Below are 25,367 nucleotides of genomic sequence, written 5' to 3'. Positions count from 1 at the left end.
AGAGCTCGGCGTTCAATAGGCCGATACCCTTCTCGTTACCACGCGTACGCTTGCGGCGCTTCGCCGCCCGGTCCCGGGAAGATCTCGTCGAGCCGCTTCAGCGTCTCGTCCGACAATTCGATGTCGACGACGCGCAGCGTATCCTGGAACTGCGCCAGCGTCCGCGGCCCGATGATCGGCGCCGTCATGGCCGGGTGCGCGAGCGTCCACGCCAGCGCGACGTTGGCTTCGCTCTCGCCGAGCTCCCGGCACAGGCTGGCGAATTGCTCGAGCTTGCTCCGGTGCGCGTCGACCCGCTCCTGCGAACGCGTGCTGCGCGAGCCGCCGGATGCCTTGAGCGCGTTACCGCCCAGCAGGCCGCCGTCCAGCGGACTCCAGGCGATGACGCCGATGCCCTGATCCTGCGCGGCCGGGAGCACTTCCAGCTCCGGCAGCCGGCACAGCAGGCTGAATTTATGCTGCTCGGACACGAGTCCGAGACGATGTCTCGCTTTCGCTTCGTACTGCGCCTTCACCAGATCGCGGCCGGCGAAATTGCTGGAGCCGACATAGCTGATCTTGCCTTGATTAATATGGACCTGGAACGCGTCCCACAGCTCGTCCCAGCCGACGTTGCGGTCGACGTGGTGCATTTGGTAGAGCTCGACGTGATCCGTGTTCAAACGGCGGAGCGAGCCTTCCAGGTGGCGGCGGATCTTGTAGGCGGACAGCCCATTCGTCATGTTGGGCCCGTCCAAGGCGTCGTCCATGTTGTTATGCACCTTGGTCGCGAGGACGACCTTCTCCCGCCGGCCTCCGCCCTGCGCGAACCAGCGGCCGATGATCTCCTCGGTTCTTCCCCGATTGCCCTGGCCGCCGTACACATTGGCCGTGTCGAAGAAGTTGACGCCCGCGTCCAGAGCGGCGTCCATGATCCGGAACGCTTCCTGCTCGTCCGTTTCGGGACCGAAATTCATCGTGCCCAAGCATAACTTGCTGACCTTCAAGCCCGATTTTCCCAAATAGGTGTACTTCATGCGCGATGCCTCCTATTCGTGTTTCGATTCCTCCGGTTCGTCCGGAGTTCCGTGCGACAAGTGCGGCGAACGACATCGTTCGGCTCGGACGGACGGCGGCGCCGGCTGAAAAAGCGCTTTCGCATTCAGCCGCACACCTTCGCCCGCCCGCGGTTTGCCACTTTCCATTATAAAGAACCTGTCCCGGCGCGAGAAGACGTGAAAAAATTGTTACTTACTTACCCGAAGCGAACCGTATAGACGAAAGCCCGCGGCTGCGCGGCTTCCCGGCAAAGAAGCACGGCGCGGACGCGCGGCCAAGAGAGGCGGCCGGCGGCCGGCCGCCCCTTCAAGCGGGCGATGCCGCCCGAGCCGCCGCCGGCCCTGGTGCGCCTCCTTCCGCCGCCCGCGCGGCTTGCGCTGCGCGGATTAGAATGCACCGGATACGGAGGTCATCCGGATCTCCTTCGCCCGGCCGTCCCAGGCGATATCGTACCCGATCAACTCGAAGATGCCGCGGACCGGAAGCAGCACGGTATTCGACGACACGAGGGACGGCGTGATCGCTATCGTCCTGCCGTCGACGGTCACCGTGCCCGTCTGCGGGACATGCGTGATCGTCCGGCCGCCGACGATCGCGGTGACGGTCTTCGTCTCGCCGTCCCACGCGACGCTCGCTCCCAGCAGCTCGAACAGCTCCCGCATCGGCAAGAAGACGCGCGAATCGGCGACGACGACGTCGCGGCTCAGCGTCCGCGCCTGGCCGTTCAGCGACAGCTTGCCTTCGTAACGCTGCCAGACCGGATAACCGTGCGCCGCCGCGATCGCGGCGAACGAATGCCCGGACGACGTAATGACGACCTTCGTGCCGAGCTCGATCTGCGGGAACAGCCAATGAATCGCGTCGTTGTTCATGCGGATGCAGCCCGCGCTGACATAGCGGCCGATCGATTTCGGATTGTTGTTGCCGTGAATCGCGTACGTCGTGCCGTACGTGCCGTCGACTTCGAGCCCCAGCCAGCGGTCGCCGAGCGGATTGCGGGGATCGCCGCCGGGAATATGGTCCTTGTAGTAAGGCCGGTTCTTGATCTTATTGACGATCGGGAAGGTACCCTCGGGCGTCAGGTCCGGCGTTCGGCCCGTGCCGACGGGGAACGTCTTGACCAGCGCGCCGTTCTCGAAGAAGGCCAGTTCGTTCGTCTGCTTGTTCACGATAATCAGCTGGTTCTTCGCCTCCGCCGCGCTCGCCGGGGGCGCGAACAGGACGCTCCACAGCAGCAAAGCGGCGATCGCGGCGAGACCGGCTCTCCAATGGAATGGTTTCATACTCGTGCTTGATAACCTCGCTTTCGATTCAGATAGAAGTCGGATAGAACGTTCATGACTCACTATATGAATCGAAGGAAGCGCCCTTGCCATGCTGGACGCGGTTTTGGAACCCGTTGGCGAAATTATGTAGAGCTGAGCGTTTGTTTCCTGTCAAGGAATGATTTCTTAATTTTTCTCATGAAGATCTAATAATTGGCGATTTCTTCAGCGCGGACGTTAACTTCATCCTACGCAGGTAAATGGTGGCAAGCCCGGCTATGGTAGAGTATGGACAGGCAAGGAATTCATCCCACGATACATAAGGAGGTCATCACGACCATGCGACTTAAGAAACACCTTGGAAAATCGGCTGCTGCCATCACGTTAAGCCTGGGCCTGGCCCTGTCCGCGATCGGCGGATTCGCGGCGCCCGCGTCGGCATCGCCCGTCGCGACGGCGACCGTCAACAAAGGCGTCAACTTCCGCTCCGGCCAGAGCACGAGCGCTTCGATCATCGGCTTCGTCAAGGCCGGCACCGTGCTTCCCGTCGAAGCGGCGAACGACTACTGGGTGCTCGTCGACTATGACGGCCGCACCGGCTACGTGTCCCGTTCGTACGTCACGATCCGCGAATCCGCCAATCCGCAGCCGAATCCGGGCAGCGGCGCTTCGAGCGGCAGCCGCATCGTCAACACGGCGAAATCGTACATCGGGAAAGTGAAATACGTCTTCGGGGAACGCGATCAGAAGCGGCTCCTCTTCGACTGCTCCTCGTTCACGCAGTACGTGTTCCAGCTGAACGGCAAATCGATTCCGTGGGGCTCGAAAGCCCAAGCCAAGATCGGCTCGTACGTGCCGCGCAGCCAGCTGAAGGCCGGCGATCTCGTCTTCTTCAGCGTCAGCAAGCCGGGACAGGTCAATCACGTCGGCATTTACATGGGCAACGGCCAATTCATCAACAACCTGCCGGACGAGGGCGTCGTCGTCTCGGATTTCAACAGCTCGTACTGGAAGAGCCATTATATCCGCGGCCAGCGCGTCTAAAGGCGGCTGCGCGGCACGGCGCGTCCGTTCCTTGCCGAACGCGCCAAGACCGCAATCGCGAACAAGACCCGCAAGCCGGACACGACGGATCGTGCCCGCTTGCGGGTCTTTTGCCATGGTTGAAAGCAGGGGTACCGGCTGCTCTCGCGTCTTCCGCCGCGGTCTCTACCGCTGCGGGTCTCTGCGCTCGAAGTAATGTATGGGCCGGACTTCAAGGCCCCAGCCGAACGCTTCGCCTTCGGCCAGCCGCACGGCCGGATGCAGCGATGCGATCCGGACGGCTTCGTCCAGGTCCTCCGCTTCGACGAAGAACGCGCTGCCGATCATTTCCTTCGATTCGATGAACGGGCCGTCGGTCACGACCGTCCTTCCTTCCGCACGCCTGATGGTTTTGCCGACGGTACCCAGTCCGGCGTCTAGGAAGACCCGGCCAGTGCCGTACAGCTCCTCGAGATGCGGCCCGCATTGCCCCATGACCGCTTCGATTTCCTCCTTCGGACGGGCGTCCATCGCTTCGCGATCGAAATAGCCCAAGCATACGAATAGCATCATTCATTCTCCTTTGGCGAGTGAATTCGGGTAAGCGCTTCTGCGCTTTCATAAGGACGACGAACGGCCGTCGCCCGAATCGACGCGACGGACGACATGATTGCGAATTCGCGCTTGACTCGCGATTATTCCGAACCCGCGGCGCATTCGCGGATCAAGAACGGCCCGGCCGGCCGAATTCGCGCTCGGCCCGCGCGGCATCCGGCTCGATCGCATCCAGCCGGTTCAAGCAATGATGCGCGATCAGGTCCAAATCATGCGCGCTCTGCGCGTCGTCGCGGTTGCGCCCTAGAATGTTCAGCAGCCAGTTCGTCAGATTGCGCAAATGGTGGCGGTACGCATAGAAGCGCAGCAGACCTCCGTCGAGCGCTACGGGACGTCCCCGGCGCCGCTCGTAAGCGGCGGCGAACCGCTCGAACCGGTCGCCGATATAGCCGAACCAGTCGAATTCCGGAGGCGCCAGCAGCGCGTTCTCCCAATCGAGCACGGACAAGCCGCGTTCGCCGCGAATCAGGTTCCCGCCCCACAGATCCCCATGGCAGAGCACGTATTCGCGCTCATCCGCGACGGCTTCGCGCCGAAGCTCGCGGACGAGCCGCAGGAGCCCGCGGATACGCGCGCGCTCGGGCGAGATAAGCGCCCGCAGCGCCAGCTGGACCGGGCTTCCGGCGAAGTCCGTCCGTTCGAGCGCGGACAGGCAGGACTCGAGCCGATCCGCGAAAGCCAGCTCGAACGATTCGGACGCGACGCCCACACCGGCCGCGACGGAAGCGAGCCGATGGATGCCGGCCATTACTTCGGCGACTTCCTCGAGCAAGCCGTCCGGGAACGGGTAGGCATCCGCCAGCGTTTCCCCTTCAATGAAACCGTAGAGCACTAAGGTGTATCCGCCGCATTCGGACGACAGCCCGCCGCTTATGTTGGGTACCGGACGCGCCGCGTTCGGGAATACTCCGTCGCGATGCAGACGCCGAATGAGCGGCAAGTAGCGCGGCAGGCGATCAATCCCGCTCCGCTGCCGGTCGTTCGCATGATCGTAGAGCTTCAAATAATAGGCGGCTCCCCCGCCGCAGACGAGCTTGTACGAATACGCGGAATCGCCGTGCGGAATGAAGGCGATCTCCTGGATTCGAATCGGATAGGCGCGCTCCAGGCTGCCGGCGAGCGCGGCGTCCGCGATCGGATAGCGAACTTTCATCATACCCCTCCCGGGCGCCGGCATTACGTCAAGCAAGCATGGCTAGACGTCGTCCTTCCTCCATTCGTCGCGAACTAGCCGCCTTCCTGCATAATCATCCGAACGCACCGACCGGCGGTTCATGCGATATTCAATTAATGCCATGAAATAAACAGAACCGCCGGGAGCGGTTCTTTTTCACCAGGACGTGCAGGCATTCGATTGCCGCAGAAAAAGAGAAGTACCTCCCTCGTTAGTTAACATCATTAATCAAAATGCGCGCACGAATGATTAATCGCATTAATCACCCCCATGCAGCCCGTTTCTTCGACGGCAACGATCGAGCCTCCTCGCTTCCGGCGCCGCGCTGACTAGGTTCAGGTTTATCGAACGCGGCATTTAGAGATACTGGACAAGTATATCGACAAGAATCGGAACCATGGCGAAGGAGGATGAACGATGTCGGTCGTGACGGAGCTGGAGCGGCATTATGAACGCGAGGAGGATTTTATGGTGCACCGGGCTTACTTCGGAGGCGCGTCGGTTGCGCTCGTCGGCTTCAAGTCCATGATCGACTTCCCGCAGACGCTCACGATGATCCGGCAGCAGCTGCACGACGGCGGCGGCTCGGAGGAAGAGCTGCTGCGCATGCTCGCGGGACTCGGATGCAAGCTGGCAAACAGGCTGCAGGAACTGACCGCCGCGCTGCGCGACGCGAAGCTGATCGTCGTCCATGAACCGTCCGAATCGGTCTTCAGCCTATACCCGATCCTGCAGCAGCTGCACCGCCCCATTTCGGAACCGCTGATGGAGAATCCGATCCTGAATCCGAACGGTGCCTTCAATGAAGACATGGACCTGAATCTCGGCATGCTGCGCAAGCGGATCAATTCAGACGACTTCCATTTCTTGACGTACAGCTTCTGCCACACGTACAAAAGCCGCGTGACGCTCGCCTATCTCGAAGGCGCAATCCATCCTTCGCTGCTGCGCAAGCTGACGGATCGGCTGAAGTCGCGCGAATTGCAGTCGAGCCTGGACATCGACAATCTGCAAGACTTGACCAAACTGCTCGGCTTGTCCAAGTACGGCATCGTAACCCGGTTCCGCACGTGCGAGACGCCTGCCAACGCGGTTCGGGCGTTGCGCAACGGCAGGGCCGTCATCTTCATTGAAAGCCTGCCCTACGCGATCGTGGTGCCCAGCTTGGCATCCGACTTCATCATGTCGGAGGAAGACCGGAACTACCCGCAGCCGATCGCGATATTTCTGCGGGTCTACCGCGTCTTCGGCCTGCTTCTGATGATTCTCCTTCCGGCGCTTTACGTCTCGCTCGTCTCGGTCAATCCCGACGTGCTGCGCTTCGAACTGGCCCATTCGATCGCGAAGAGCCGCCTGGAAGTGCCCTACCCCGCCTTCGTCGAAACGCTCGTCATGATGATCGTCCTGGAGCTGCTGATGGAGGCGCTCATTCGGCTTCCGGCCAGCATCGGTCCCGCGATCACGATGGTCGGCGGCATCGTGCTCGGGCAAGCGGCCGTAGCGGCCAAGCTGGTCAGCAATCTGCTCATCATCGTACTGGCGGCCGGCACGATCTCCGGCGCGACCGCGGTCGGGTTTCAGAACGTACTGACGTTCCGAATGTTCAAGTATGTCACGCTCGTGCTGTCCGCCCTCTACGGCGTGCTCGGCCTAATGTCCGGACTGGTTTTGGTTTGCGCCTATTTGGCCTGCGAGAAAACGCTCGACATTCCGTATTTGCAAGCAAACAAACCGGAAGGTGAATGACGTGTTCAAAAACATGCAAGTGCCGATGACGTTTTTCCTCATGCATACGGGCATGATGTTCTACCTTTTCCCCATGGACATGATCGCGAGCACCAAGGAAATCCATTGGCTGCCCATCGCTACCGGACTGTTGATCCAATTGGCGATCATCGCGCTTTATTTGAAAGGCATCCGTTACTATCACGGGCATAACGTCGTTACGGTGCTCATGCGCAAGAGCCGGTGGCTCGGTTGGGTGATCTTCCTGCCCCTCTGGCTATATATCGGCGTGCTGGCCGTCTTGACAGTTCGGTCGTTCGCGGAAATCATTTCGATCGTCGTCTCGTCCTCGATGCCGCTGTGGCATTTCGATTTCATGTTCATCGCCATCCCGACGTACATCGTGCTCCGCGGCAGCATTCAAGGCTTGATGCGGTTAAGCCTGCTAATGGGCGTGCTGTTCCTGCCTTCGGTCCTATTCGTGCTCGCCGCTTCGTTCCAGAACATCGATCCGCATTACGCGGCGCCGCTTGTTCCCCGAAGCGCTTCGGATTTCGCGTTTCTCGGACAAGCTTCATATTACAAGAGCCTGTTTGCGTTTTCGGGCTGCTTCTTATTCATGGGACTGGTTCCGTCCTACGTCTCGTTTACCGCCCGGGGCATTTATACCGCTTATGCGTTCCTGATTCCGCTGTACCTCTTAGCCGTCTACATTCCGTTAATGACGCTTGGCGAAGAGACCTCGAGCCAGCTGGAATTTCCATTCATCTTCACCGCCGACACGATCGACATCGAATGGCTTATGTTCGACCGGGTGACGATGTTCCTCGTGCTCGGCCTGCTGGCATTCATCCTGCTGTTTATCGCGGTTCTCATCTGGCAGATGGAAAATGTGTTTCGCCTCAGCGTCCGGAACGTCCGGCCGAACATCCTGCTGCCGATTCTCGCCTGCGTCATATTCGTCTGTTGTTTATTCATTCCGGATTGGAAGTCCGTCAACGCGTTATTCCGCTGGGATTTGTACTTGTGGGGCTACGTGTCCATCATAACGCCGCTCGCCGTGTTCGCCGCCGGCCGCCGATACACCGGCCAGCTGCAGAAGGAGGCGCCATGAGAACACTGTCGAAAACGGCAGCCGCGGTCCTGCTGCTCCTCTTGCTCGCCGGCTGCTGGACCAACAAGGACATCAACCACCGCTCCCTGCCGATCGCCATGGGAATCTCGTATCACGATGGCAAATACACCCTCTACCTGGATATCCCGGAAGTAACGGAGTCGGAGTCCGAAGGCATTCAGGTCATCTCCGACAAAGGCGATTCCATCAACAAAGTCATCGATCATATCAGCATGAATATGGAAAGCCAGGTCGACCTGCTTCACCTGAAGGTCATCATCGTCGACCGCGAATTCGCGGAGAGCGGGCTGTCCGAGGGCATCGCAAGCATCGTGCGCTCCCGGCATATCGCGCCCAAGACGATGTTCGTCGTCTGCGACGAGCCGCTCGAAAAATTCTTCAAACATATGCAGGACCGGGCCGACCACAACAATACCGCGATCTACGACTTCTTCCAGAAAAGCGCCGGCTGGAGCCCCGACATCGCGTACACGCCGACCTGGCGCATTTTCCGCAGCATCCACTCGTACACGCACGACGTCGTCATCCCGATCGTGAAGTCCGGCGACACGACGATCATCCGAAGCGTCGGCTCGGCGATCATGAAGAACGGCAAGATGGTCGGGCGTCTGAACAACGAGGAGACGCTGCTGTACAACGTCTTCGACGGCATGAACACGCAGGGGAAGATCGAGGTAATGGGCCATGCCACCGTCCAAATCACGAGCAGCCGCATCTGGAGCAAGGGCTCGATCCGCGACGGCAAGCCGCAACTCAGAAGTACGATCCACCTCAAAGTCGTCGTTATGGACAAACGCGGCGATCCGTCCCCCGAAATGATAAAATCGGAGCTGCGGAAGGTCGTTTCCGAGCGGTTCGAGAAAATTATCGCGAAGGTGCGGCATACGGAGGCCGACATTTTCGGGCTGGGCCAGCATTTCCGGGACGAACTGCAGCGCCCGCAGCTGGCGAAATGGCGGACCGCATACTTGCCGCGGCTGCAAGTCGAGCTGCAGGTCAAGACGATCATACGCAATACGGGCAACCTGAAAACGTAACGGCATCGTATGCGGAGCGAAGCCGGGCGGTGACCGGAGCGGCTTTTCCGGGTGGCGGTCAGGGTAGCAGTCCGTAAAAAAGAAACAGAAAAACCGCGCGGCCAGGGCCACGCGGTTTCTCTGTTTCGGCTGTCGCGGACGAAGGCGCCCCTGCGCCTTCCGGGCTTCGGGCCTTAGGCGCTTTCCGGCGTCTCGGGCGCTGCCGGCTGATCCGTCTCCGGTGTCGCGCCGCTCGCCGGATCATCCGTCGCCGGCGCCCCGTTCGCCTCCGCTTCGGCGCTCATCGTTCCTGCCGGCGGCGATTCCGGGGCGGCGACGATGAAATTGTCGAAGACGGCCGTCTGCTCATAGGTGCGCAGCCCGGCGTAGCCCTGCGTCAGCGAACCGTCGCTGACGGCGATCTTCCGGATGCCGTTAACGTAACCGGCGATCGCGCCGCCGCGGAGCTCGAGACGCAGCAAGTACCACGCGCCCGGGCTCGCGGGCACTTCCGCTTCGCCGAGCTTCGTCCAGACGCCGCCCACTTTCTTGTACAGCTGAATTTTGTTCTGGCCGTAGTTGAGGCGCAGCGTGTAATAGCTGGAGAAGTCCGCGCTGGCCCGGGCGATCAGGCCGGACGAGGAGTCCGCTGCCGTCCGGTCGTACGCTTTGATGGCGGCCGTGACGGACGCGTCGCCGAACGTCCCCTCCGCCCGCGTCTCCGCGATGCCCGCCGCGGACTGCCTAAGCGTCTGCGAGACGAGCGTCTTGGCGGTGTCGATCGCCGGCGCCCACGAGCCGCTGCCGGACGACCAGCCGGCGAGCACGCCGCTCTGGAAGAGATCGCCGTACGCGACCGGCTCGAGCATCACCGCGTCGGCGCGCGTGACGTTGCCGGAGCCCGCCTTGGTTCCGGCGGTCAGCGTGATGCCTTGCTCGCCCCCCGCCGCGAAGTACGCCGTATCGATCAGCCGCCACTGCCCCTTCGCGACCGTCGTCTGGTCAACGGCGGGAATCGCATCGCTTACGCCGTTGTGCCGTACGACGTACGCGACGTTCTGCGACGAGGTCTGATGGTACGGGTATCGAACGTAGACGTTGTAATAGCCGGGCGTCTCGACGTTCAGCGCCCAGGCAGCCGTGCTGCCCGCCGAGTTGCTGTACCGGGAGCCGCCGCCGTAGCTCGCCGGGAGCGTGCTGTCCGCCCAGCTGCCCGTCTCCGAATAGCCGTCATCGGCGTTGTCGAGTACGAGCGCGGCGCGCGGCTTGATCGGCCCGACGACGTTGGAATACGGCGACAGCGCGCCATCCGGGCTTTTCGCCCGGATCCGGTAGTAATAGCCGGTGCCGGCGGCGGCAGACGCGTCGTCGTAGAGCGGCACCGCGTAATTGTAGTCGCTCGGCGCGGTGATGTCGTCCGTCACGTCCGCGGCGACGACGGACCATGGGCCGGACGGCGCCTCCGCGCGTTCGACGTCGTATGCCGACGCGGTCGAGACCCCGAGCCAGGACAGCGTATGCGCGGAATCGGCCGGGAACAGCACCGGCGCGGGCGGCGCCGTCCAAGGCGGCACGGCCGCGCCGCGGATGGCGTATGCCTGCGCGCGCAGCTGGCCGAAGACGGCCGATTCGTTCGCCCAGTCGCCCGTCGCGAAGCCGGGATAGCGCAGGTACGACCAATCCCCGACCGGCGGCCAATGCCAGCCGCCCATCCGGTGATGGGGCATGCTGCCCCAATACATGGCACCGGAGGTCCCGTTCGACTGGACGGTTTGCAGCAGCTGCGCGTTCGCTTCGGGCGAGAAATTCCCGAATTCGCCGATCAGCAGCGGCTTCTTGCCCTTCGTGGCGTTGCGCCATTCGTTCAGCTTGGCCATGGGATCTGCATAATTGTGGTATAGATAGATATGCGGATCAATAAAATCGATATTGGGGTCGTTTAGCGCGTTCGCCCGGATGCCCTGAGCACGCACGTAGCCGCCATCGCCGACGAGGTGATTGGGATCCAGACTCTTGATGTAGGCGGCCATTTCGCTCGTCCAGGCATCCGTGGACCGCAGCTCGTTGCCGAGCTGCCAGGCGAGTATGGCTTTATCGTCCTTGTACGGGACCTTCGTGTACGTATTGACCCGGTTCACCACGTACGCGATGAAGTTTTTGAAGTCCTGCCGGATGACGGGATCGCTCCAGAAGGCGTCGGCCGGCTTCCCTCGGAAGGCCGCCCAATCGGCCGTGCCGCCGACGTACGTGTAGCTGTCCACGAACGGCACGATCAGTTTGACGCCGTACGCGTTGGCGAGCTGAATAACCTTGTCGATCAATTTAAATGCACTTTCATTATAGGACCCCGGTCCCATGACGTGCCGGAACATGCCTGGGGGATCCCCGCTCATACGCACCTCGAACGGATAGAGGCGGATGACGTCGATGCCCGAGCGGCTGGCGGCCCGGATCTCGTCCTCGATCTCCGCGGGATCGGCCCACGCCCGCTCCAGAAACGGCGCGTTCGTGCCGATGAAGCGGTATTCCGCGCTGCCGTCCATCAGCTTGTCGCCGCTCCGCGTAATGAAGTTCTCGCCCGCCCCCCGCGCCGTCTCCGCGTTACCGGCCGCCAGGCAGACGGCGATCGCCGCCGCGAAAAAAGCGCAGCGTTTGTTTGAACCGCTTTTTCATTGGCATACCCCTCCAGTTGTAAGCGCTTTACATTTTGCGCGTATTCATGCTGCTCGAATCGGACAAGTGTGCGCGTCTCCTCCCTTCTCCATCATAACCATGTCTTCTCTGCCCCCTTGGAATGCGCTTCCAATATCCATATATGCGGTCGCCTGCCGATAAATGAACGGCGCATGCCCGGTTCTTATGCGCCGATATGGAGCAATAACGCGCGAAAGGCAGTCCACCCGCTTGACGCGCAAGCGTTGGACTGCCTTCGGAACGTCCGGACGCAGAACGAGCTGTCCGGCTTGACGTGGAGAAGAACGCGCAAAAAAACCGCCCGCCGGCGGTTCGCCGTTACAACGGCGTCATGCTGGCGGGCGGCTGCTGGCGGAAGGATGTTCGGCGCTACTGCCGGATCGGCGGAAGCGGCGTGAACGTCATCGCGATCGGCAGGTTGCTGCCCGACGCGATGGTAAAGACGATGTCGACCGGTTCTTCGCTGTCGCCTGTCCGGTAGAGCACGGATGACTGGGCGTTGCTCCGGAGCGCCTGGTTGTTCGCGACGGTCACGAGCTGGCCGTTGACGAGGAACGCGCCCGTATAGAGCCCGCCCCGCGCGTTCAGCGAGATCAGCGTATGCGGCGCGACATCCGACAGATGCATGCGGTACAGGACGCCGAAGTTGCCCCGGTTGTACTCCAGCTGGCCGGACGTCTCGTCGATGCCGTCCAGAATCGTGTCGTACGCGTCTTTGCCGACGTCGCCGAACATGACGCGCTGCGGCTTGTCGCCGATCCGGTCGTCGACCGTGATGGTCCGGTCGGCGCTGTAGAAGGTTCCCCGCGTATGGATCCCGTCGCGCGGCATGACCGTCAGGTTATTCAGCTCCGCGACCGGATTCTTGCCCGCGGCGACCACGACGATGTTGTACAGCAGCTCTTTATCGGAGTAGACGTCCGCGTACGAACTGAGCGACTCGCCGGCCTTCAGCGGCACCTTGGCGATTTCGGGCAGCACTTCCTTCGTCTCGCCCGGGGCGATCGTCGTCGCGATCGGCGCCGGTTTGGCCGTCAGTGCGGTCAAGTACCGGGACGTGGACAGCTTGCCGGCGAGCTCAGGCGACAATGTCGGGCCGCCCATGCCCATGGCGCTCTTGTTGAACGTGGCCGGGGCGCTGCCGAGATTCGTCGCGAGCAGATGCACGGAGACCGGATACCCGATATTGTTGACGTTATGGAACATAAACCGGACGTTGCCCGTCATCTGGGCGTGGTACGCGATGCCTTCCTGGACGAGCGTCTCCGGGCTGTTGCTGCGGACCATCTGGGCGGCTTCGTTCACGATGGAATATTTGTACGCCGGATAATTGAGCACCGCGGCGCCGTCGACGGCGTAGATATCGCCGATCGGCGTGAACAGCCGGTCGTATTCGTCCTTCGTATACAACACCTCGTTCGTGATGGTGACCGTCTTCGTGACAGTCGACGTCAGGCCGTGACTATCCTCGACGGTCAGCGTAACGGACTTCTCGCCGGGCTCGAAGAACGCCTTGTCGTTGCCCGTGAAGGTGCTCTTGGCGATGGCGTTCTCGTCGTCGGTGCTAAGGTCGATATACGAGACGTTCTCGCCGATCCGGTATGTCGGCTTATCCGTGGTAAAATCCGCGACCGGCGGCAGGTTCGGCGCTTTGACCGTGACGGTGACGGAATACGGATCGCTCCAGACGCCGTTGCTGTCCTCGACTTCCCGCGTGACGACGTACGTTCCGGGCTGAGGAAAGACGTCCAACCGGCCGGTCCATCGTTCGTCCACGAACGGAAGGCCCGTCGCGTTCGTCGCGCGGTCCACGTACGTCACCAGCGTTTGGCCTGCGTAGATCTCGGCGGGCTGCACCTCGAAGGCGGCCGTCGGCTTCGCCGGCGCGACGACGGACGACCATTTCAGCGTGATCGTCTTGCCGACGACCGCGATCGTGCTGTCCGCCATTTCGCCCCAGGAGCGGAGCGGAACCATCAAATAGCCGTTCGAGATGTACGGCGCGCCGGTCAGCTTCGTCTCGACGCCATCCCGGTAAGCGACGGCGCTGCCGATCTTGAAGACCAGCTTGTGCCGGTCGTTCTCGGCGGTCGACTCCTTCTTCTTCGCGTCGTACGAAATTTTGTAGCCGTAGCGGGCCGCGATGGAGCTGAACGGCAGAAACGTCCTGCCGGCGATGCTGGCCACGGGCTGCGCCGATTGATAGACGGCGCCGTTATGGAGCATTTTCGCGCTGCCCATCGTCAGATCCAGCCGGTCGGTAGCGGCAGGCGGCTGCTCTGGTGCCAAGCCCTCCGCGCTCGCTCCGGTCAACCCCGCGCTTGAATAAGATGTGATCAAGAATGATGCCGCTAATAACCACTTCAACGATTTCATGCCACGTCTTCCTTTCTCTCTCTCTTCTGTGTCGAACGCGTCCGCGTCCCGTCCGGGCAGTCCAAGCGACTGCTTCCTCATGTTTGACGCACATGGTATGTAAATGTTGCGAAAATATGGAACTCTTTCATCCTTTGGACACATTTTCGCGCGCAAACGATGCGGTACGAACGAGGTAACGGCGCGTGCTTGGCCTCGTTTCGGCCCGCCCCGACGCTACCTTGACGGAATCCGCCTGCCAAATGTTGCTTGCGCGGCTCCGAACGGCCGAACAGGCCGCCGATGATTCGGCGGCCTGTTCGCGGGCCGGCGGTTATTCGTGGTAGCTGCCGGTCGGCTGATTGAGCACCCATTCCAGCATTTCGATTTGAATGCGGACGGCATCGGAATCGGCGGCTTGCTGGAGCTGCTTCAGCTGATGCAATTTCGCTTTGACCTGGTCCTCGGATCGCATGTCCGGTTCCCTCCTCTGCGTCGGATAATACGGTTCATCGTGATTGTACGGGCTCATCCGCGAAATGTACAGCGGGGCGGTGCGCCGGACGCATCGAACGGCGCGATGCCGCCTTTGGATTATTTGCCCGCGGCCAGCGCTACACACCGAATCGAACGCCGCGGCGTATCATAAATTACAAAGGAACGGACATCTGCCGAAGCCAATGACAGCGCTTACGAGTAAATGCGGCGCCGGCGCTCTTAAAGAAAAGAAAGAACGCCGCTTCGCGACCGGGACATAGACTGCGTCGTTAGAACCAAGATTCCGCCAAACACGAAAGGTCTTTCGTCGTCGATTGGAAGACCTGCTATCAAGAAAAAAAAGTTAAACTAAGGTCTTCATTCCTATATCATCTCAGCCGATATTAACTATAACGACTAGCTTGCATGACGATGGTCATGCAAAGGATCCAGGAGAGAAGGGTTATTGATGAACGGGATGCAACGTGATACCGCCGACGCCGCGCTGCTGCGCGTAGGCATGAAGATGCACGAATCCGTGTCCGCGGCACCGGCCGCTGCCGAATCCGACATGAAGGAAGACGCAACTAATTTCAAGTTCGGCCTGTTCAACGGTGCGCTGGCCGTCATGCCGTTTTGGATATTGGTCATTTGGCTGATCGCCCGCTAATCGCCGCCATACCGAAGACCGCCCGCGTTTCCGCGGGCGGTTATTTCGCGTTTTATTCACGGTGCAATTCGAGGAGCGCAGCTATAAGCCCAGCCCGCCGTTGATGGCCAGCTCCGTGCCCGTGACCTGGCTCGATTCGTCCGACAGCAGATAGACGACGCCGTAGGCCATATCCTCCGGGGTCTGCATCCGGCCGGCCGGGATGCGGGCCGCCGCCATCTCGTGCAGGTCCTCTACCTGCAGTCCGTTCTTCCCGTGCAGCTCCACTTCCCCTTCGGACGGCACCCAGCCCACGGTCACCCAGTTGGAGCGGATGCCATCCCTGGCGTAGTGGGCCGCAATATTCCGGTTCAGCGTCCGCAGGGCGCCTTTCGAGCAAGCGTATGCCGCCAGCTCCTTCGCCCCCTTGAAGCCGTTCGTCGAGCCGATCTGCACGATGGAGCCGCCGCCGGTCTTCAGCATCTCCTTCATCGCGTACTGCGAGCAAAAGAACGCGCCTTTGATGTTGACGTCGAAAATAAAATCGAACAGCTCCTCCGTGGTGTCGAGCACGCTCCCCCGGGGGAAGACGCCGGCGTTGTTGACCAGCCCGTCGATCCGCCCGAAATGCGCAGCCGCCTCCTCCATCAGCTCCCGGCACCCCTGCTCGCTGCTGATATCCTTCGCGATGAACTTCGCTTCGGGGCCGCCGTTCTCGGCAATCCGCCGCACGACGTCGCTCCCTTCCTGTTCGTTGCGGCCGCTCACGGCCACGCGGGCGCCCTCGGCCGCGCACATCAGCGCGATGCCTTTGCCGATGCCCCGCGTCCCGCCGGTCACGACGATCACTTTGCCTTCCAGCCGTTTCCTCATGCTTCCGTTCCCCTCTCCTTGCCGCTTGCCAGCGCGGCCATCCCCGCCTGCAGCGTCTCGATAATCCGGTCGACGTCGTAGATGCTTCCGCGCCACGTGCCGCCGCTCGCGGCTTGCAGCGCCGCCCACAGCCGGGTGTCGTCCGGCAGCGCCGGGTCCGCGGCCAGCTCCGGATGCGGCGGGCGCGCGGCCAGGATCGCCGCTCCGGCTTCCGGCGCGAAGCGCGTCTCGCCTTCGCCGACGAAGTCGAGGCTGCCCTCGAGCGCGTTCCGGTCGATCCGCACGTCGATCCAGTCGCCGTCGCGCAATCTGCCGATCGGGCCGCCGGCCAGCGCTTCGGGCCCGACGTGGCCGATGCAGGCGCCGGTGGAGACGCCCGAGAAGCGCGCGTCCGTGATCAGCGTCACGCGCTTGCCGAACGGCAGATGCTTCAGCGCGGAGGTCAGCTGGTACGTCTCCTCCATGCCGGTGCCCGACGGGCCTCTGCCGATCAGCACGAGGATGTCGCCCTCCCGGATGCCGCCGTCCTTGATCGCCTTCACCGCCGCCTTCTCGGACGTGAACACCTTGGCCTGTCCGACGTGGCGGTAGACGCCGTCGGCGCCGACCACGTCGGGATCGATCGCCGTCGACTTGATCACGGAGCCTTCCGGTGCCAGATTGCCGACCGGGAACGCGACCGTGGACGTGAGCCCCCGCGCAGCCGCCTGCGCCGGCGGCAGGATGACCCGGTCCGGATCGATGCCGTCGACGGCCAGCAGCCGCTTGCGCACTTCATGGCGCCGTTCGGAATCCTGCCACCAATCGAGGACGTCGCCGAGCGTCTCGCCGGAGACGGTCCGCGCGTCCAGGCGCAGCAGCCCGAACTTGCGCAGATGAAGCATGACCTCGGGTACCCCGCCGGCCAGGAACACGCGCACCGTCGGATGGTATTCCGGACCGTTCGGCAGCACGCTGACGAGCCGCGGCACCGCCTTGTTCACGCGGGTCCAGTCCCCGACGTCGGGAATGCGCAAGCCGGCCGCGTGCGCGACCGCCGGGATGTGCAGCAGCAGATTCGTCGAACCGCCGAACGCCGCGTGGACCGCCATCGCGTTCTCCAGGGCGGCGTCCGTGACGATGTCCCGCGTCGTCGTCCCATCGTCCGCCATCCGCCGCATCGCCCGGGCCGACTGCCGCGCGAGCTCGAGCCAGACCGGCTGGCCGGATGGCGCCAGCGCCGCGTGCGGCAGCGTCATGCCGAGCGCCTCCGCCACGACCTGGGCCGATGCCGCCGTCCCGAGGAATTGGCAGCCCCCGCCCGGCGTCGCGCAGGCGCGGCAGCCCAGATCGGCCGCCTCCTCGAGCGTGAGCTGGCCGTGCGCGTACCGCGCCCCGATCGTCTGGATTTTGGCCGCGTCCTCGCCGTCCGTCGGCGGCAGCGTCACGCCGCCCGGGACGACGATCGTCGGCAGGTCGCGCATGCCTGCGAGCGCGATCATCATGGCGGGCAATCCTTTGTCGCAGGTGCCGATGCCGATAACGCCCTTGCGGGTGGGCAGCGACCGGATGAGGCGCCGGAAGACGATCGCCGCGTCGTTGCGGTACGGCAGCGAATCGAACATTCCCGTCGTCCCTTGCGAACGACCGTCGCACGGGTCGCTGACGGCGGCCGCGAACGGCACGCCGCCGAGCGCGGCGATCTCGCGCGCCGCTTCCCGCGCGAGCAGCCCGACCTCCCAGTGACCGGTATGGAAGCCGAGCGCAACCGGAGTGCCGTCTTCGGCCCGAATGCCGCCCTGCGTGCTTAAGATCAGAAATTGCTTGCCCAGCAGCCGGTCCGGCTTCCAGCCCATGCCGACGTTCTGGCTGAGGCCAAACAAGTCCCCGGAAGGCAGCTCCGTCAGCATGTCCGCCGTCAGCGGCAGCCTGCCTTCCGGTCCGGCGGCGTGGGTATGGATGTCATACAGGCCGGGCGCTTCCGGCCCCATAATAGTGCGTAGTGCTTGATTCATCGTCGTCTTCCCTCGCTCTCGGTGATGTCGGGTTCGTTATTTCCAGCACACGAGCGTCTCGCCGGTCAGGGCGTCGGAAGCGCTTCCGCACAGGAAAAGCACAATGTTCGACATGTCCTCCGGCTGGGCGATGCGCTGCAGCCGGGACTTTCCTTCTTCACTCCGCACGGTCCGCGTCGCGAGGAAGCGGCCGGTGAAGGTCGGCGCCGGCGAGATGCAGTTCACGTTGACGTCGTACGGGCGCAGCTGCTCCGCGAGGCTTCGCGTGTACGACGAGACGCCGGTCTTGGCGGCGGCGTAGATCAGCCCGGCCGTGACCGGCACGTGGCCCGCGACCGAGCCGACGTTGACGATTTTGCCCGAGCGGCGTTCCCGCATGTGCGCGCCGGCGAATTTGCAGACGTACATCGCGGACAGCAAGTTCCGTTCGACGACCGAGCGGATGTCTTCCACGGAAATGTCGATGGCGTCGTTCGGGTCCGGGCGGGGCGTGCTGAATCCGATATCGCCCCCGGCGTTATTAACGACGATGTCGAGCGAGCCGAGCTCCCGGATCGCTTCGTTCACGAGCCGCTCCGCCTGAGCCGGGTCGGCCAGGTCGGCGGCGATGAAGGCCGAGCGCACGCCGAGCGCGCGCAGCTCTTGGGCCACCGCATGGCCGGACGGCGCCTCGTTGAATTCCGCCGCCGAGCTGTCCCGGACGTCGTGCACGATCACGTTGGCCCCGGCGCGGGCCAAATCCAATGCGTACTGCTTGCCGAGCCCTCGGCTCGAACCGGTAACAAGCGCGTTCTTTCCTTGCAATCCCATCGTTTGCATGGCGATCACTCCCACTGTCATAATGGTTCCGCCCCGCGTATTCCGGGGATGCGGCTGCGGATGCTTGCGTGCGTTGCGCGGTTTGCATGGCTTACGTGGCTTGCGAGGCGGCGGGCGGCCGCGGCGGCGGCTATCCGCTTCGCCGAGGCTTGTCCGGCCAGGCCGGACGGCGCGCCCATTGGACTGGCGCGCGACGGGCGCGCAGCCGGACCGTTCGGGCGGCCCTCCTTCGATAGGTATGCCCGTCCGGGGACGAACATGCGCCGCAGCGGCGGGTCAGGCCAGGACGGCGAGGCCGTTGCGGATGAGGTTCGCGACGGAAGCGTCCCTCGCGAGCGCGTCCAATTGCGCGCGAAGGCTTGCTTCCATATCGCGGAGTTCGGGGGCGGACGCGGCGAGCTCCAGCAGCTCCAGACGGAGCAGCCAATCCCGGGGGTAGGCGCGGTCCAGGCTGCGATGAACCTCCCGCAGCGCTTCCGCGCGGGCGCCGCCCCGCCGGCCCTTCCGGCGAAGGCGCGCGACCGTTCCGTAGAGCGCTTCCAATTCGGTCGGCGGCGGCGCTTCGTCCGCGGCCGCAGTCCGCGCCGGCGGCGCGCCGAAGTAGGCGGCCGGATCCGCGGCGCCGGGATAGGCGGACGCGATGCGCGAGCCGGCCGCCATATCGTACGTGCCCCATTCGGGACGGAACAGCTCGCGGGCGCCGAGCGTCACGGTACAGGCCTCCAAGGAGATCAGCAGCACGTGCCGATCGTCGCGCAGGATGCCCGCGACGCGGCCGCTTACGTTTACGCCGCTCTCGAATGCCAGCTGCGCTTCGCGTCCTTCCGCGATGCCGAGCTCCGCCAGCGCATCGCCGCCGCAATCTTCCAGCGCGACGTTCCCGCGCAGCCGGCCGATCGGCGTGCCGAAACCGCGCGAATGCCGCTCCCGGCCGTGTCCCGGCAGCTGCCGGCCGCGCGCGGACAGCGCCGTCGCGCCGGCGGTGTTCACGTAGACCGCTTCCCCGTCCGCGTCCTTGACGATCGACGCGACGACGCCCGTCACCGCGAGACCGGAATTGAATTCGAACGTGGCGGTGCCGGCGGACCTTATCGCCGTCTCCAGGCTCGCCGTGCCCCCAACCCGGAATGCCATCGTATTCGCCAAAGACCGCGCGCCTTCCTTCAATTCGTCGAAATTTTTGCAAACGAACAGCTTCGACTGCATTTCGGTAACGATTTTCGGGCTTGCCAAGCACGCTTCGACGGAATACGGCAGCTTCGCGACGGCGTCCGTGAAGCAGTGCCGGCTCTCGGCGACGGACGACAGCAGGCCGGCGCCGTAAATCTTGGGATCCGCGAGGTCGCCAACCAAGCCGTATTCTACCGTAGCCCAGAACATCCGGGACACCTTCTCCGCTTCCGTCATTTCGGCAGCCGTGCGCTGCTTCTCCTCCGCGTCCCGCTTGGCCGCCTCCCGCTCCCGCTCCGTCGACGCCGGGTCCTCCATGACGATCGTCAGCCGCCGCAGCGCTTCGAACGCGGCGCCTTTGGCCGGCGAGGAGAACGCCTTGGCACCGATCGCTCCGATTTCCTGCACGTAGGCGCGGTATTCCGGGTCGAACAGGATCGGGGCATGCCCTGCCGCCTCGTGAAGAATGTCCGGCGCGGGCGTGTAGTCGATGTTCGCCAGCTTGCGGATCTCGGCCGCGATCGGAAGAATCCCCGACGCCAGCAATTCGTAGAAGACGGCGCCCGGGATCAGGCCGTTCACGATCGCCGCGCCCCAGCCGATCCGCGCGAGGCATTCGTTCATCTCCGACACGCGGGGGATGCGCTCGGTGCCGATGCCGGAGAGCACCAGCCCGTTCACGTACGCCTCGTGCGCCTTCCCGCGCAAGGCGCGGCGATTCTGGCGCATGACATACCGCCAGACGGCATGATCGACCGGCGTGTACCGGTCGTACCGCTGCTCTGCGACGTAGGGGGCCAGGTGCGGCGGAATATTCGTCATGTCGTTTCCTCCCTCTTCTGGATGCGTCCGCCGGTCAGGGGTAAGGAAGCGCGGGCAAAATCCGTCCCGCGAGCTCGCCGAAGCCGACGCGGTAGCCGTCGCCCTGGCACCAGCCGGTCAGGACGACGAGGTCGCCGTCCTCGAGCCACGCGCGCGTCTCGTCCCCGCCGAGCCGCAGCGGCTCCGCGCCGCGCCATGTCAGCTCGAGCATGCAGCCGCGCGCGTCCTTCGCCGCGCCGCTGATCGTGCCCGAGGCGAGCAAGTCGCCGGGGCGCAAATTGCAGCCGCCGGACGTATGATGCGCGATCTGCTGCGCGATCGTCCAGTACAGCTCGCGGTAGTTGGTCGATGCGATCCGCTCCGGCCGTGCCATGGCGCCGGCCTGCAGGTACGCCTCGAGCCGGATGTCGAACGTTGTCGGCGCCGGGCTTCGCAGGTACGGCAGCGGCGCCGGGTCCTGTCTGCCGGCCGGAACGCGGAACGGCTCTAGAGCCTCGAGCGGCACCACCCAAGGCGAGACGGATGTGGCGAAGCTCTTGCCGAGGAACGGCCCGAGCGGCTGGTATTCCCACGCCTGGATGTCCCGCGCGCTCCAATCATTCACGAGCGCAAGCCCGAAGAGATGGTCCTCGGCGTTCGCGACCGCGATCGGCCGTCCCTGCTCGTTCCCTGCGCCGATCAGCCACCCCGCCTCCAGCTCAAAATCCAGCTGGCGGCTCGGGCCGAAGCGGGGCGCGTCCGCGTCCGGCGGCTTCAGCTGACCGTTCGGGCGGCGCACGTCCGTCCCGCCGGCGACGACGGAGCTCGCCCGGCCGTGATAGCCGACCGGCAGATGCAGCCAATTCGGCATGAGGGCGTTGTCCTTGCCTCGAAATAGTGTCCCGACATGCTCGGCATGCGCCCGCGAGGCATAAAAATCCGTATAATCGCCGATCTCGGCGGGCAGCAGCAGCTCGACCTCGCGCTGCGGGCGCAGCGCCGCCTGGCGCAGCGCGCCGTTGTCCCGCAGCGCCGGTTCGTCCGCGTCCAGCAAGCGCGCGACGGTCTCGCGCACTTGCCGCCACGCCGGGCGGCCGAGCGCAAGGAAGCGGTTCAACGACGGCTGCGCGAAGACGCCGCGGCCGGAGGCGGCGGTGTGCGCGAAGCAGCCCGCCCGGTCGAGCGCGTCCAGGTCGAGCACCTCGCTGCCGATCGCGACGCCGACCCGCGCCGCCCCTCCGCCGCGCGGGCGGAACACGCCGTAGGGCAAATTCTGGATCGGGAAATGAGAGTCCGGATCCACGCGAACGAAGGAACGCTTCATCGGCTCAGCTCCTCTGCTCCAGTAGTCCGTGCGCCCGCAGCTCGCCGACCGGCTCGTCGAAGCTGCAGCTGCCGAAGGCGACGAGGCCGCGCTCGCGGCACGCCCGGATATCGGCGACCGACGCGATGCGGTCCCGCCAGCGCAGCCCGACGTCCGCGAAGCCGAAGCTCGCCGGGTCCTCGTCTTCGAGGATGGCCTCGATCTCCGGCCGCCCGAGCCGGCGGGCATAGGCGAGCATGCCGGCGAAGAACACGTTCAGGTAGCCGTGCATCCCCGCGTTCACTTCCTCGCGGTGCATGCGGACGGGATGATGCAGGCCGGCGGTGCACTTCAGCGGAAGCGCCCGGTCCCGGCACGCTTCCAGGACGAGCGCGACCTGGCCCGGCGAGGGAATCGCGGCCGCCGTCACGCCGCCGGTCCGCAGCTTGGCGCCGAGGCCCGGCCCGCCGCGCGTGCCCGTGCCGGCGGCCGCGATGGCGTCCAGCGCCACGAGCATGGCGGCCTCCCAGCGCGCGTCGAGCGGCTGCGCCGGCTCGCAGAACAGCCGCAAGCCGGCGTCGGCGGCCGTCTCCTCGAGCGCCTGGAACAAGCCGGGCGGGAACGGCGGCGGGGGCAGCGGCAGCTCTACCGCCGCGACCGCGGCTGCCTCCGCGAACCGCCGGCGGAAAGCGGCGATGCGCGCCAGGTTTTCCCGCAGCAGCGGCAGGCAGTCTTCGCCGCTGCTGGCGCGCGCCGCGATGACCGTCAGCCGGAGCGGCCGCTCCGCCGCGAACAGCGGCTTGAACGGCAGCAGCTCGCCGAGCCGCGCGGCCGGGACGACGAAGCTGCCGAGCATCCAGCCGTCCTGGTCGCGCTGATAGCGGGAATAGTTCCGCATGGCCGTTCCCAGCGGCAGCGCCGCCGGCGGGTACAAGCCCGCGTAGTCGATCAGCGAGGCCATGAACGCTTTCGTGCCGGTTCGCATAGGGTTTGCGCCTCCTTTCGGTATGGCTCATCTGCGGCCGGTTGCGCGGCGTTTACCGTCTCCCGTTGTCTCGCCTGCGGGCCGATTTCGCGGCGTTTACCGTCTCCCGTTGTCTCGCCTGCGGGCCGATTTCGCGGCGTTTACCGCCTCCCGTTGTCTCGAATGCAGGCCGGTTTCGCGGCGATGCCGCCGCTGCCGGCCGCATGCGTACGATGCCCGGTCAGCCCCGCCATTCTCCGGATTCCCCCCCGCCCGGCTCTTCCTCGGTGCCCGGCCCGGCACTCGTCCCGGCGCCCAGCCGGCGGATCGCCTCCGCGGCCTCGGGATTTTCCAGCGCCGACAGATCGCCCGGATTCTGCCCCAGGTAAGCGGCGCGGACGACGCGGCGCATGACCTTGGCGTTGCGCGTCCGGGGCAGCGCGCCGACGAGATGGACCGCCTTCGGCTTGAACGCCTTGCCGAGCCGGTCCGCGACCCAGGCCGCCAGCGCCGCCTCGAGCTGCGGCGCCTCCGCCGCGTCCGGCGCCGGTCCGGCCGCCACGGCGAAGCAGACGGCGGCCTCTCCCTTCGCTTCGTCGGGCACGCCGACGACGGCCGCCTCCGCGACGCGCGGATGCGCGACGAGCGCCGACTCCATCTCCGCGGGGCCGAGCCGCTTGCCCGCGACGTTCAGCGTGTCGTCCGAGCGGCCCGTAATCGCCCAATAGCCGTCCGCGTCCAGCCGCGCCCAATCGCCGTGCACCCAAATGTCCGGCCACCGGGACCAGTACGTCTCCTCGTAGCGGCGCGGCTCGCCCCAGAAACCGGCGGCCATGCCGACCCACGGCCGCCGGAGCACCAGCTCGCCGACCTCGCCGCGCGCCGGCGCGCCCGCTTCCGTGAACACGTCCGCGTCCATGCCCGGCAGCGCCGCGTTGAACCCCGCGGGCGAGATCGGCTTCAGCAGGACGTTGCCGAGGATGCCGCCGGAGATTTCCGTCCCGCCCGAATAATTGACGATCGGTATCCTCCCGCTGCCAGCCGCACGGAACAGCCACAGCCACGGCTCCGGATTCCACGGCTCGCCCGTGGAGCCGATCACCCGCAGCGCGGAGAGGTCGTAGCCGCGGAAGCAGGCGTCGCCATGCGGCATCAGGCTCCGGACGAGCGTCGGCGAGAGGCCGAGGTGCGTGACGCCGTGGCGGGCGGCCAGCCCGAACAGCCGGCCGGGCCCGGGATGGTTCGGCGCTCCCTCGTAGAGCACCATCGCGGCGCCGTTCAGCAGCGTGCCGTAGAGGAGGAACGGCCCCATCATCCAGCCCATGTCCGTGATCCACAGCATGACGTCCCCGGGCTTCACGTCCATGGCGTAGCCGGCATCGAACGCCGCTTTCAGCGGAAAGCCGCTATGCGTATGGACGATGCCCTTCGGCGCGCCCGTCGTCCCGGACGTATACAGCAGCATGAGCGGGTCGCCGCTGTCCATCGGCACGGCTTCGGCCGCCGCCCGCGAACCGCCTCCGCCGTCCGTCAGCGCCGCCCAATCCACGTCCCGTTCCGGCCGCCAAGGGACCGCCGCGCCCAGCCGGCGGACGACGATCGTGCGGGACGCGCAGCCCGCGGCATCCGCCGCCGCGTCGGCCTCCGGCTTCAGGAGCACGGCCTTGCCATGGCGGTAGAACCCGTCCGCGGTGACGATCAGCGTGCAGCCCGCCCCCGCGAGGCGCTTCGCCGCGGCGTCGGCGCGGTAGCCGGAGTAAACCGGCACGGCGACGGCGCCGAGCTTGGCGAGCGCGAGCAGGGCGACGACGGTTTCCGGGAGCATCGGCATGTAGACGGCCGCGCGGTAGCCTGCCGCGACGCCGAGCCTGCGAAATCCTTCGGCCGCCAGGTCCGTCTGCTCCGCCAGCTCGGCATAGGTCAAGCGCCGGGTCGCTCCGTCCTCCCCTTCCCAGATGAGCGCAGGACTGGCGGCCGCGGCGGGATCGGCGAGCCAGCGATCGAGCGCGCTGCGCGCGATATTGAGCCGGCCGCCGACGAACCAGGACGGGCGCGCGATACCGGGCGCGAGATCGACGACCCGGTCGTAATCGCGCGTCCAGACGATCCCCATGTCCCGGACGGCCGCCTCCCAGAACCAGGCGACGTCGTCGACCGAGCGCTTGTGGAAGGCATCGTAGTCGGCGAAGCCCAGCCTCCGCATCAGCTGGTAGAGACGCGTTTGCTCCGCCTCGGCTTGGGTCGGGAACCAGACGGGCGTTTGCCCCATGCGCGCGG

19 protein-coding genes are annotated in these 25,367 nt (G+C 64.8%); 5 read left to right on the top strand and 14 right to left on the bottom strand.

Going from position 1 to position 25,367, the window contains the following annotated elements; translation table 11 throughout:
* Positions 1 to 35: 35 nt before the first annotated feature.
* Entirely contained in the window at positions 36 to 1,016 is a 981-nt protein-coding gene (locus ACFPB1_RS00580) for an aldo/keto reductase (protein WP_379220740.1), read from the bottom strand.
* Between the two features lie 408 nt (positions 1,017 to 1,424).
* Complete coding sequence (locus ACFPB1_RS00575) at positions 1,425 to 2,321, bottom strand: L,D-transpeptidase family protein (protein WP_379220737.1); 897 nt, start codon at positions 2,319 to 2,321, stop codon at positions 1,425 to 1,427.
* 321 nt (positions 2,322 to 2,642) lie between these two features.
* On the opposite strand from ACFPB1_RS00575, the gene ACFPB1_RS00570 reads away from it, so the two are divergent.
* Entirely contained in the window at positions 2,643 to 3,347 is a 705-nt protein-coding gene (locus ACFPB1_RS00570; RefSeq protein WP_379220735.1) for an NlpC/P60 family protein, read from the top strand.
* A gap of 165 nt (positions 3,348 to 3,512) precedes the next feature.
* Here ACFPB1_RS00570 and ACFPB1_RS00565 read toward each other — a convergent pair whose 3' ends face one another.
* Both ACFPB1_RS00565 and ACFPB1_RS00560 read right to left on the bottom strand, forming a co-directional pair.
* Positions 3,513 to 3,896 carry a YciI family protein gene (locus ACFPB1_RS00565; RefSeq protein ID WP_379220733.1) on the bottom strand — a complete coding sequence of 128 codons (384 nt, stop codon included), beginning with the start codon at positions 3,894 to 3,896 and terminating at the stop codon, positions 3,513 to 3,515.
* A 154-nt stretch (positions 3,897 to 4,050) separates the two neighbouring features.
* Positions 4,051 to 5,094 carry a phosphotransferase enzyme family protein gene (locus tag ACFPB1_RS00560; RefSeq protein ID WP_379220731.1) on the bottom strand — a complete coding sequence of 348 codons (1,044 nt, stop codon included), beginning with the start codon at positions 5,092 to 5,094 and terminating at the stop codon, positions 4,051 to 4,053.
* Between the two features lie 438 nt (positions 5,095 to 5,532).
* On the opposite strand from ACFPB1_RS00560, the gene ACFPB1_RS00555 reads away from it, so the two are divergent.
* From ACFPB1_RS00555 to ACFPB1_RS00545, 3 genes are read left to right on the top strand one after another with little or no spacing between them, the layout of a single operon-like run.
* Complete coding sequence (locus tag ACFPB1_RS00555; RefSeq protein ID WP_379220729.1) at positions 5,533 to 6,861, top strand: spore germination protein; 1,329 nt, start codon at positions 5,533 to 5,535, stop codon at positions 6,859 to 6,861.
* Position 6,862: 1 nt separating this feature from the next.
* Complete coding sequence (locus tag ACFPB1_RS00550; protein WP_379220727.1) at positions 6,863 to 7,954, top strand: GerAB/ArcD/ProY family transporter; 1,092 nt, start codon at positions 6,863 to 6,865, stop codon at positions 7,952 to 7,954.
* A complete protein-coding gene (locus tag ACFPB1_RS00545; protein ID WP_379220724.1) occupies positions 7,951 to 9,012 on the top strand; it encodes a Ger(x)C family spore germination protein in 1,062 nt (353 codons plus the stop codon). The genes ACFPB1_RS00550 and ACFPB1_RS00545 overlap by 4 nt, the downstream gene beginning before the upstream one ends.
* Before the next feature lie 173 nt (positions 9,013 to 9,185).
* On the opposite strand, the gene ACFPB1_RS00540 is transcribed toward ACFPB1_RS00545, so the two are convergent.
* The 3 genes from ACFPB1_RS00540 to ACFPB1_RS00530 all read right to left on the bottom strand — a co-directional run bounded on the left by ACFPB1_RS00540 (position 9,186) and on the right by ACFPB1_RS00530 (position 14,515).
* On the bottom strand, positions 9,186 to 11,534 hold the full coding sequence (locus ACFPB1_RS00540; RefSeq protein WP_379220722.1) for a cellulase family glycosylhydrolase: 2,349 nt from the start codon (positions 11,532 to 11,534) through the stop codon (positions 9,186 to 9,188).
* A gap of 520 nt (positions 11,535 to 12,054) precedes the next feature.
* On the bottom strand, positions 12,055 to 14,061 hold the full coding sequence (locus ACFPB1_RS00535; protein WP_379220720.1) for a copper amine oxidase N-terminal domain-containing protein: 2,007 nt from the start codon (positions 14,059 to 14,061) through the stop codon (positions 12,055 to 12,057).
* A 313-nt stretch (positions 14,062 to 14,374) separates the two neighbouring features.
* Entirely contained in the window at positions 14,375 to 14,515 is a 141-nt protein-coding gene (locus ACFPB1_RS00530) for a hypothetical protein (protein ID WP_379220717.1), read from the bottom strand.
* A 471-nt stretch (positions 14,516 to 14,986) separates the two neighbouring features.
* Between ACFPB1_RS00530 and ACFPB1_RS00525 the strand changes: the two genes are divergently transcribed.
* On the top strand, positions 14,987 to 15,187 hold the full coding sequence (locus ACFPB1_RS00525; protein WP_379220715.1) for a hypothetical protein: 201 nt from the start codon (positions 14,987 to 14,989) through the stop codon (positions 15,185 to 15,187).
* A gap of 81 nt (positions 15,188 to 15,268) precedes the next feature.
* On the opposite strand, the gene ACFPB1_RS00520 is transcribed toward ACFPB1_RS00525, so the two are convergent.
* The 7 genes from ACFPB1_RS00520 to ACFPB1_RS00490 all read right to left on the bottom strand — a co-directional run bounded on the left by ACFPB1_RS00520 (position 15,269) and on the right by ACFPB1_RS00490 (position 25,359).
* A complete protein-coding gene (locus ACFPB1_RS00520) occupies positions 15,269 to 16,039 on the bottom strand; it encodes an SDR family NAD(P)-dependent oxidoreductase (RefSeq protein ID WP_379220713.1) in 771 nt (256 codons plus the stop codon).
* Positions 16,036 to 18,033 carry a YjhG/YagF family D-xylonate dehydratase gene (locus ACFPB1_RS00515; protein WP_379220710.1) on the bottom strand — a complete coding sequence of 666 codons (1,998 nt, stop codon included), beginning with the start codon at positions 18,031 to 18,033 and terminating at the stop codon, positions 16,036 to 16,038. The genes ACFPB1_RS00520 and ACFPB1_RS00515 overlap by 4 nt, the downstream gene beginning before the upstream one ends.
* A 36-nt stretch (positions 18,034 to 18,069) precedes the next feature.
* Positions 18,070 to 18,873 carry an SDR family NAD(P)-dependent oxidoreductase gene (locus tag ACFPB1_RS00510; RefSeq protein WP_379220708.1) on the bottom strand — a complete coding sequence of 268 codons (804 nt, stop codon included), beginning with the start codon at positions 18,871 to 18,873 and terminating at the stop codon, positions 18,070 to 18,072.
* 255 nt (positions 18,874 to 19,128) lie between these two features.
* Positions 19,129 to 20,844 (bottom strand): aromatic amino acid hydroxylase, encoded by a 1,716-nt coding sequence (locus ACFPB1_RS00505; protein WP_379220706.1) that lies wholly within the window; start codon positions 20,842 to 20,844, stop codon positions 19,129 to 19,131.
* Between the two features lie 34 nt (positions 20,845 to 20,878).
* A complete protein-coding gene (fahA, locus tag ACFPB1_RS00500; protein WP_379220704.1) occupies positions 20,879 to 22,147 on the bottom strand; it encodes a fumarylacetoacetase in 1,269 nt (422 codons plus the stop codon).
* Positions 22,148 to 22,151: 4 nt separating this feature from the next.
* Positions 22,152 to 23,111: a hypothetical protein gene (locus ACFPB1_RS00495; RefSeq protein WP_379220702.1), complete on the bottom strand. Its 960-nt coding sequence runs from the start codon at positions 23,109 to 23,111 to the stop codon at positions 22,152 to 22,154.
* 220 nt (positions 23,112 to 23,331) lie between these two features.
* Positions 23,332 to 25,359: an AMP-binding protein gene (locus ACFPB1_RS00490; RefSeq protein WP_379220700.1), complete on the bottom strand. Its 2,028-nt coding sequence runs from the start codon at positions 25,357 to 25,359 to the stop codon at positions 23,332 to 23,334.
* Between the last annotated feature and the right edge of the window lie 8 nt (positions 25,360 to 25,367).

Source organism: Paenibacillus sp. GCM10023250 (genome assembly GCF_042653205.1).
Classification (GTDB): domain Bacteria; phylum Bacillota; class Bacilli; order Paenibacillales; family Paenibacillaceae; genus Paenibacillus_Z.
The sequence above is the reverse complement of the archived record's forward strand: the minus strand, read 5'-3'. Positions and strand labels throughout refer to the sequence as shown.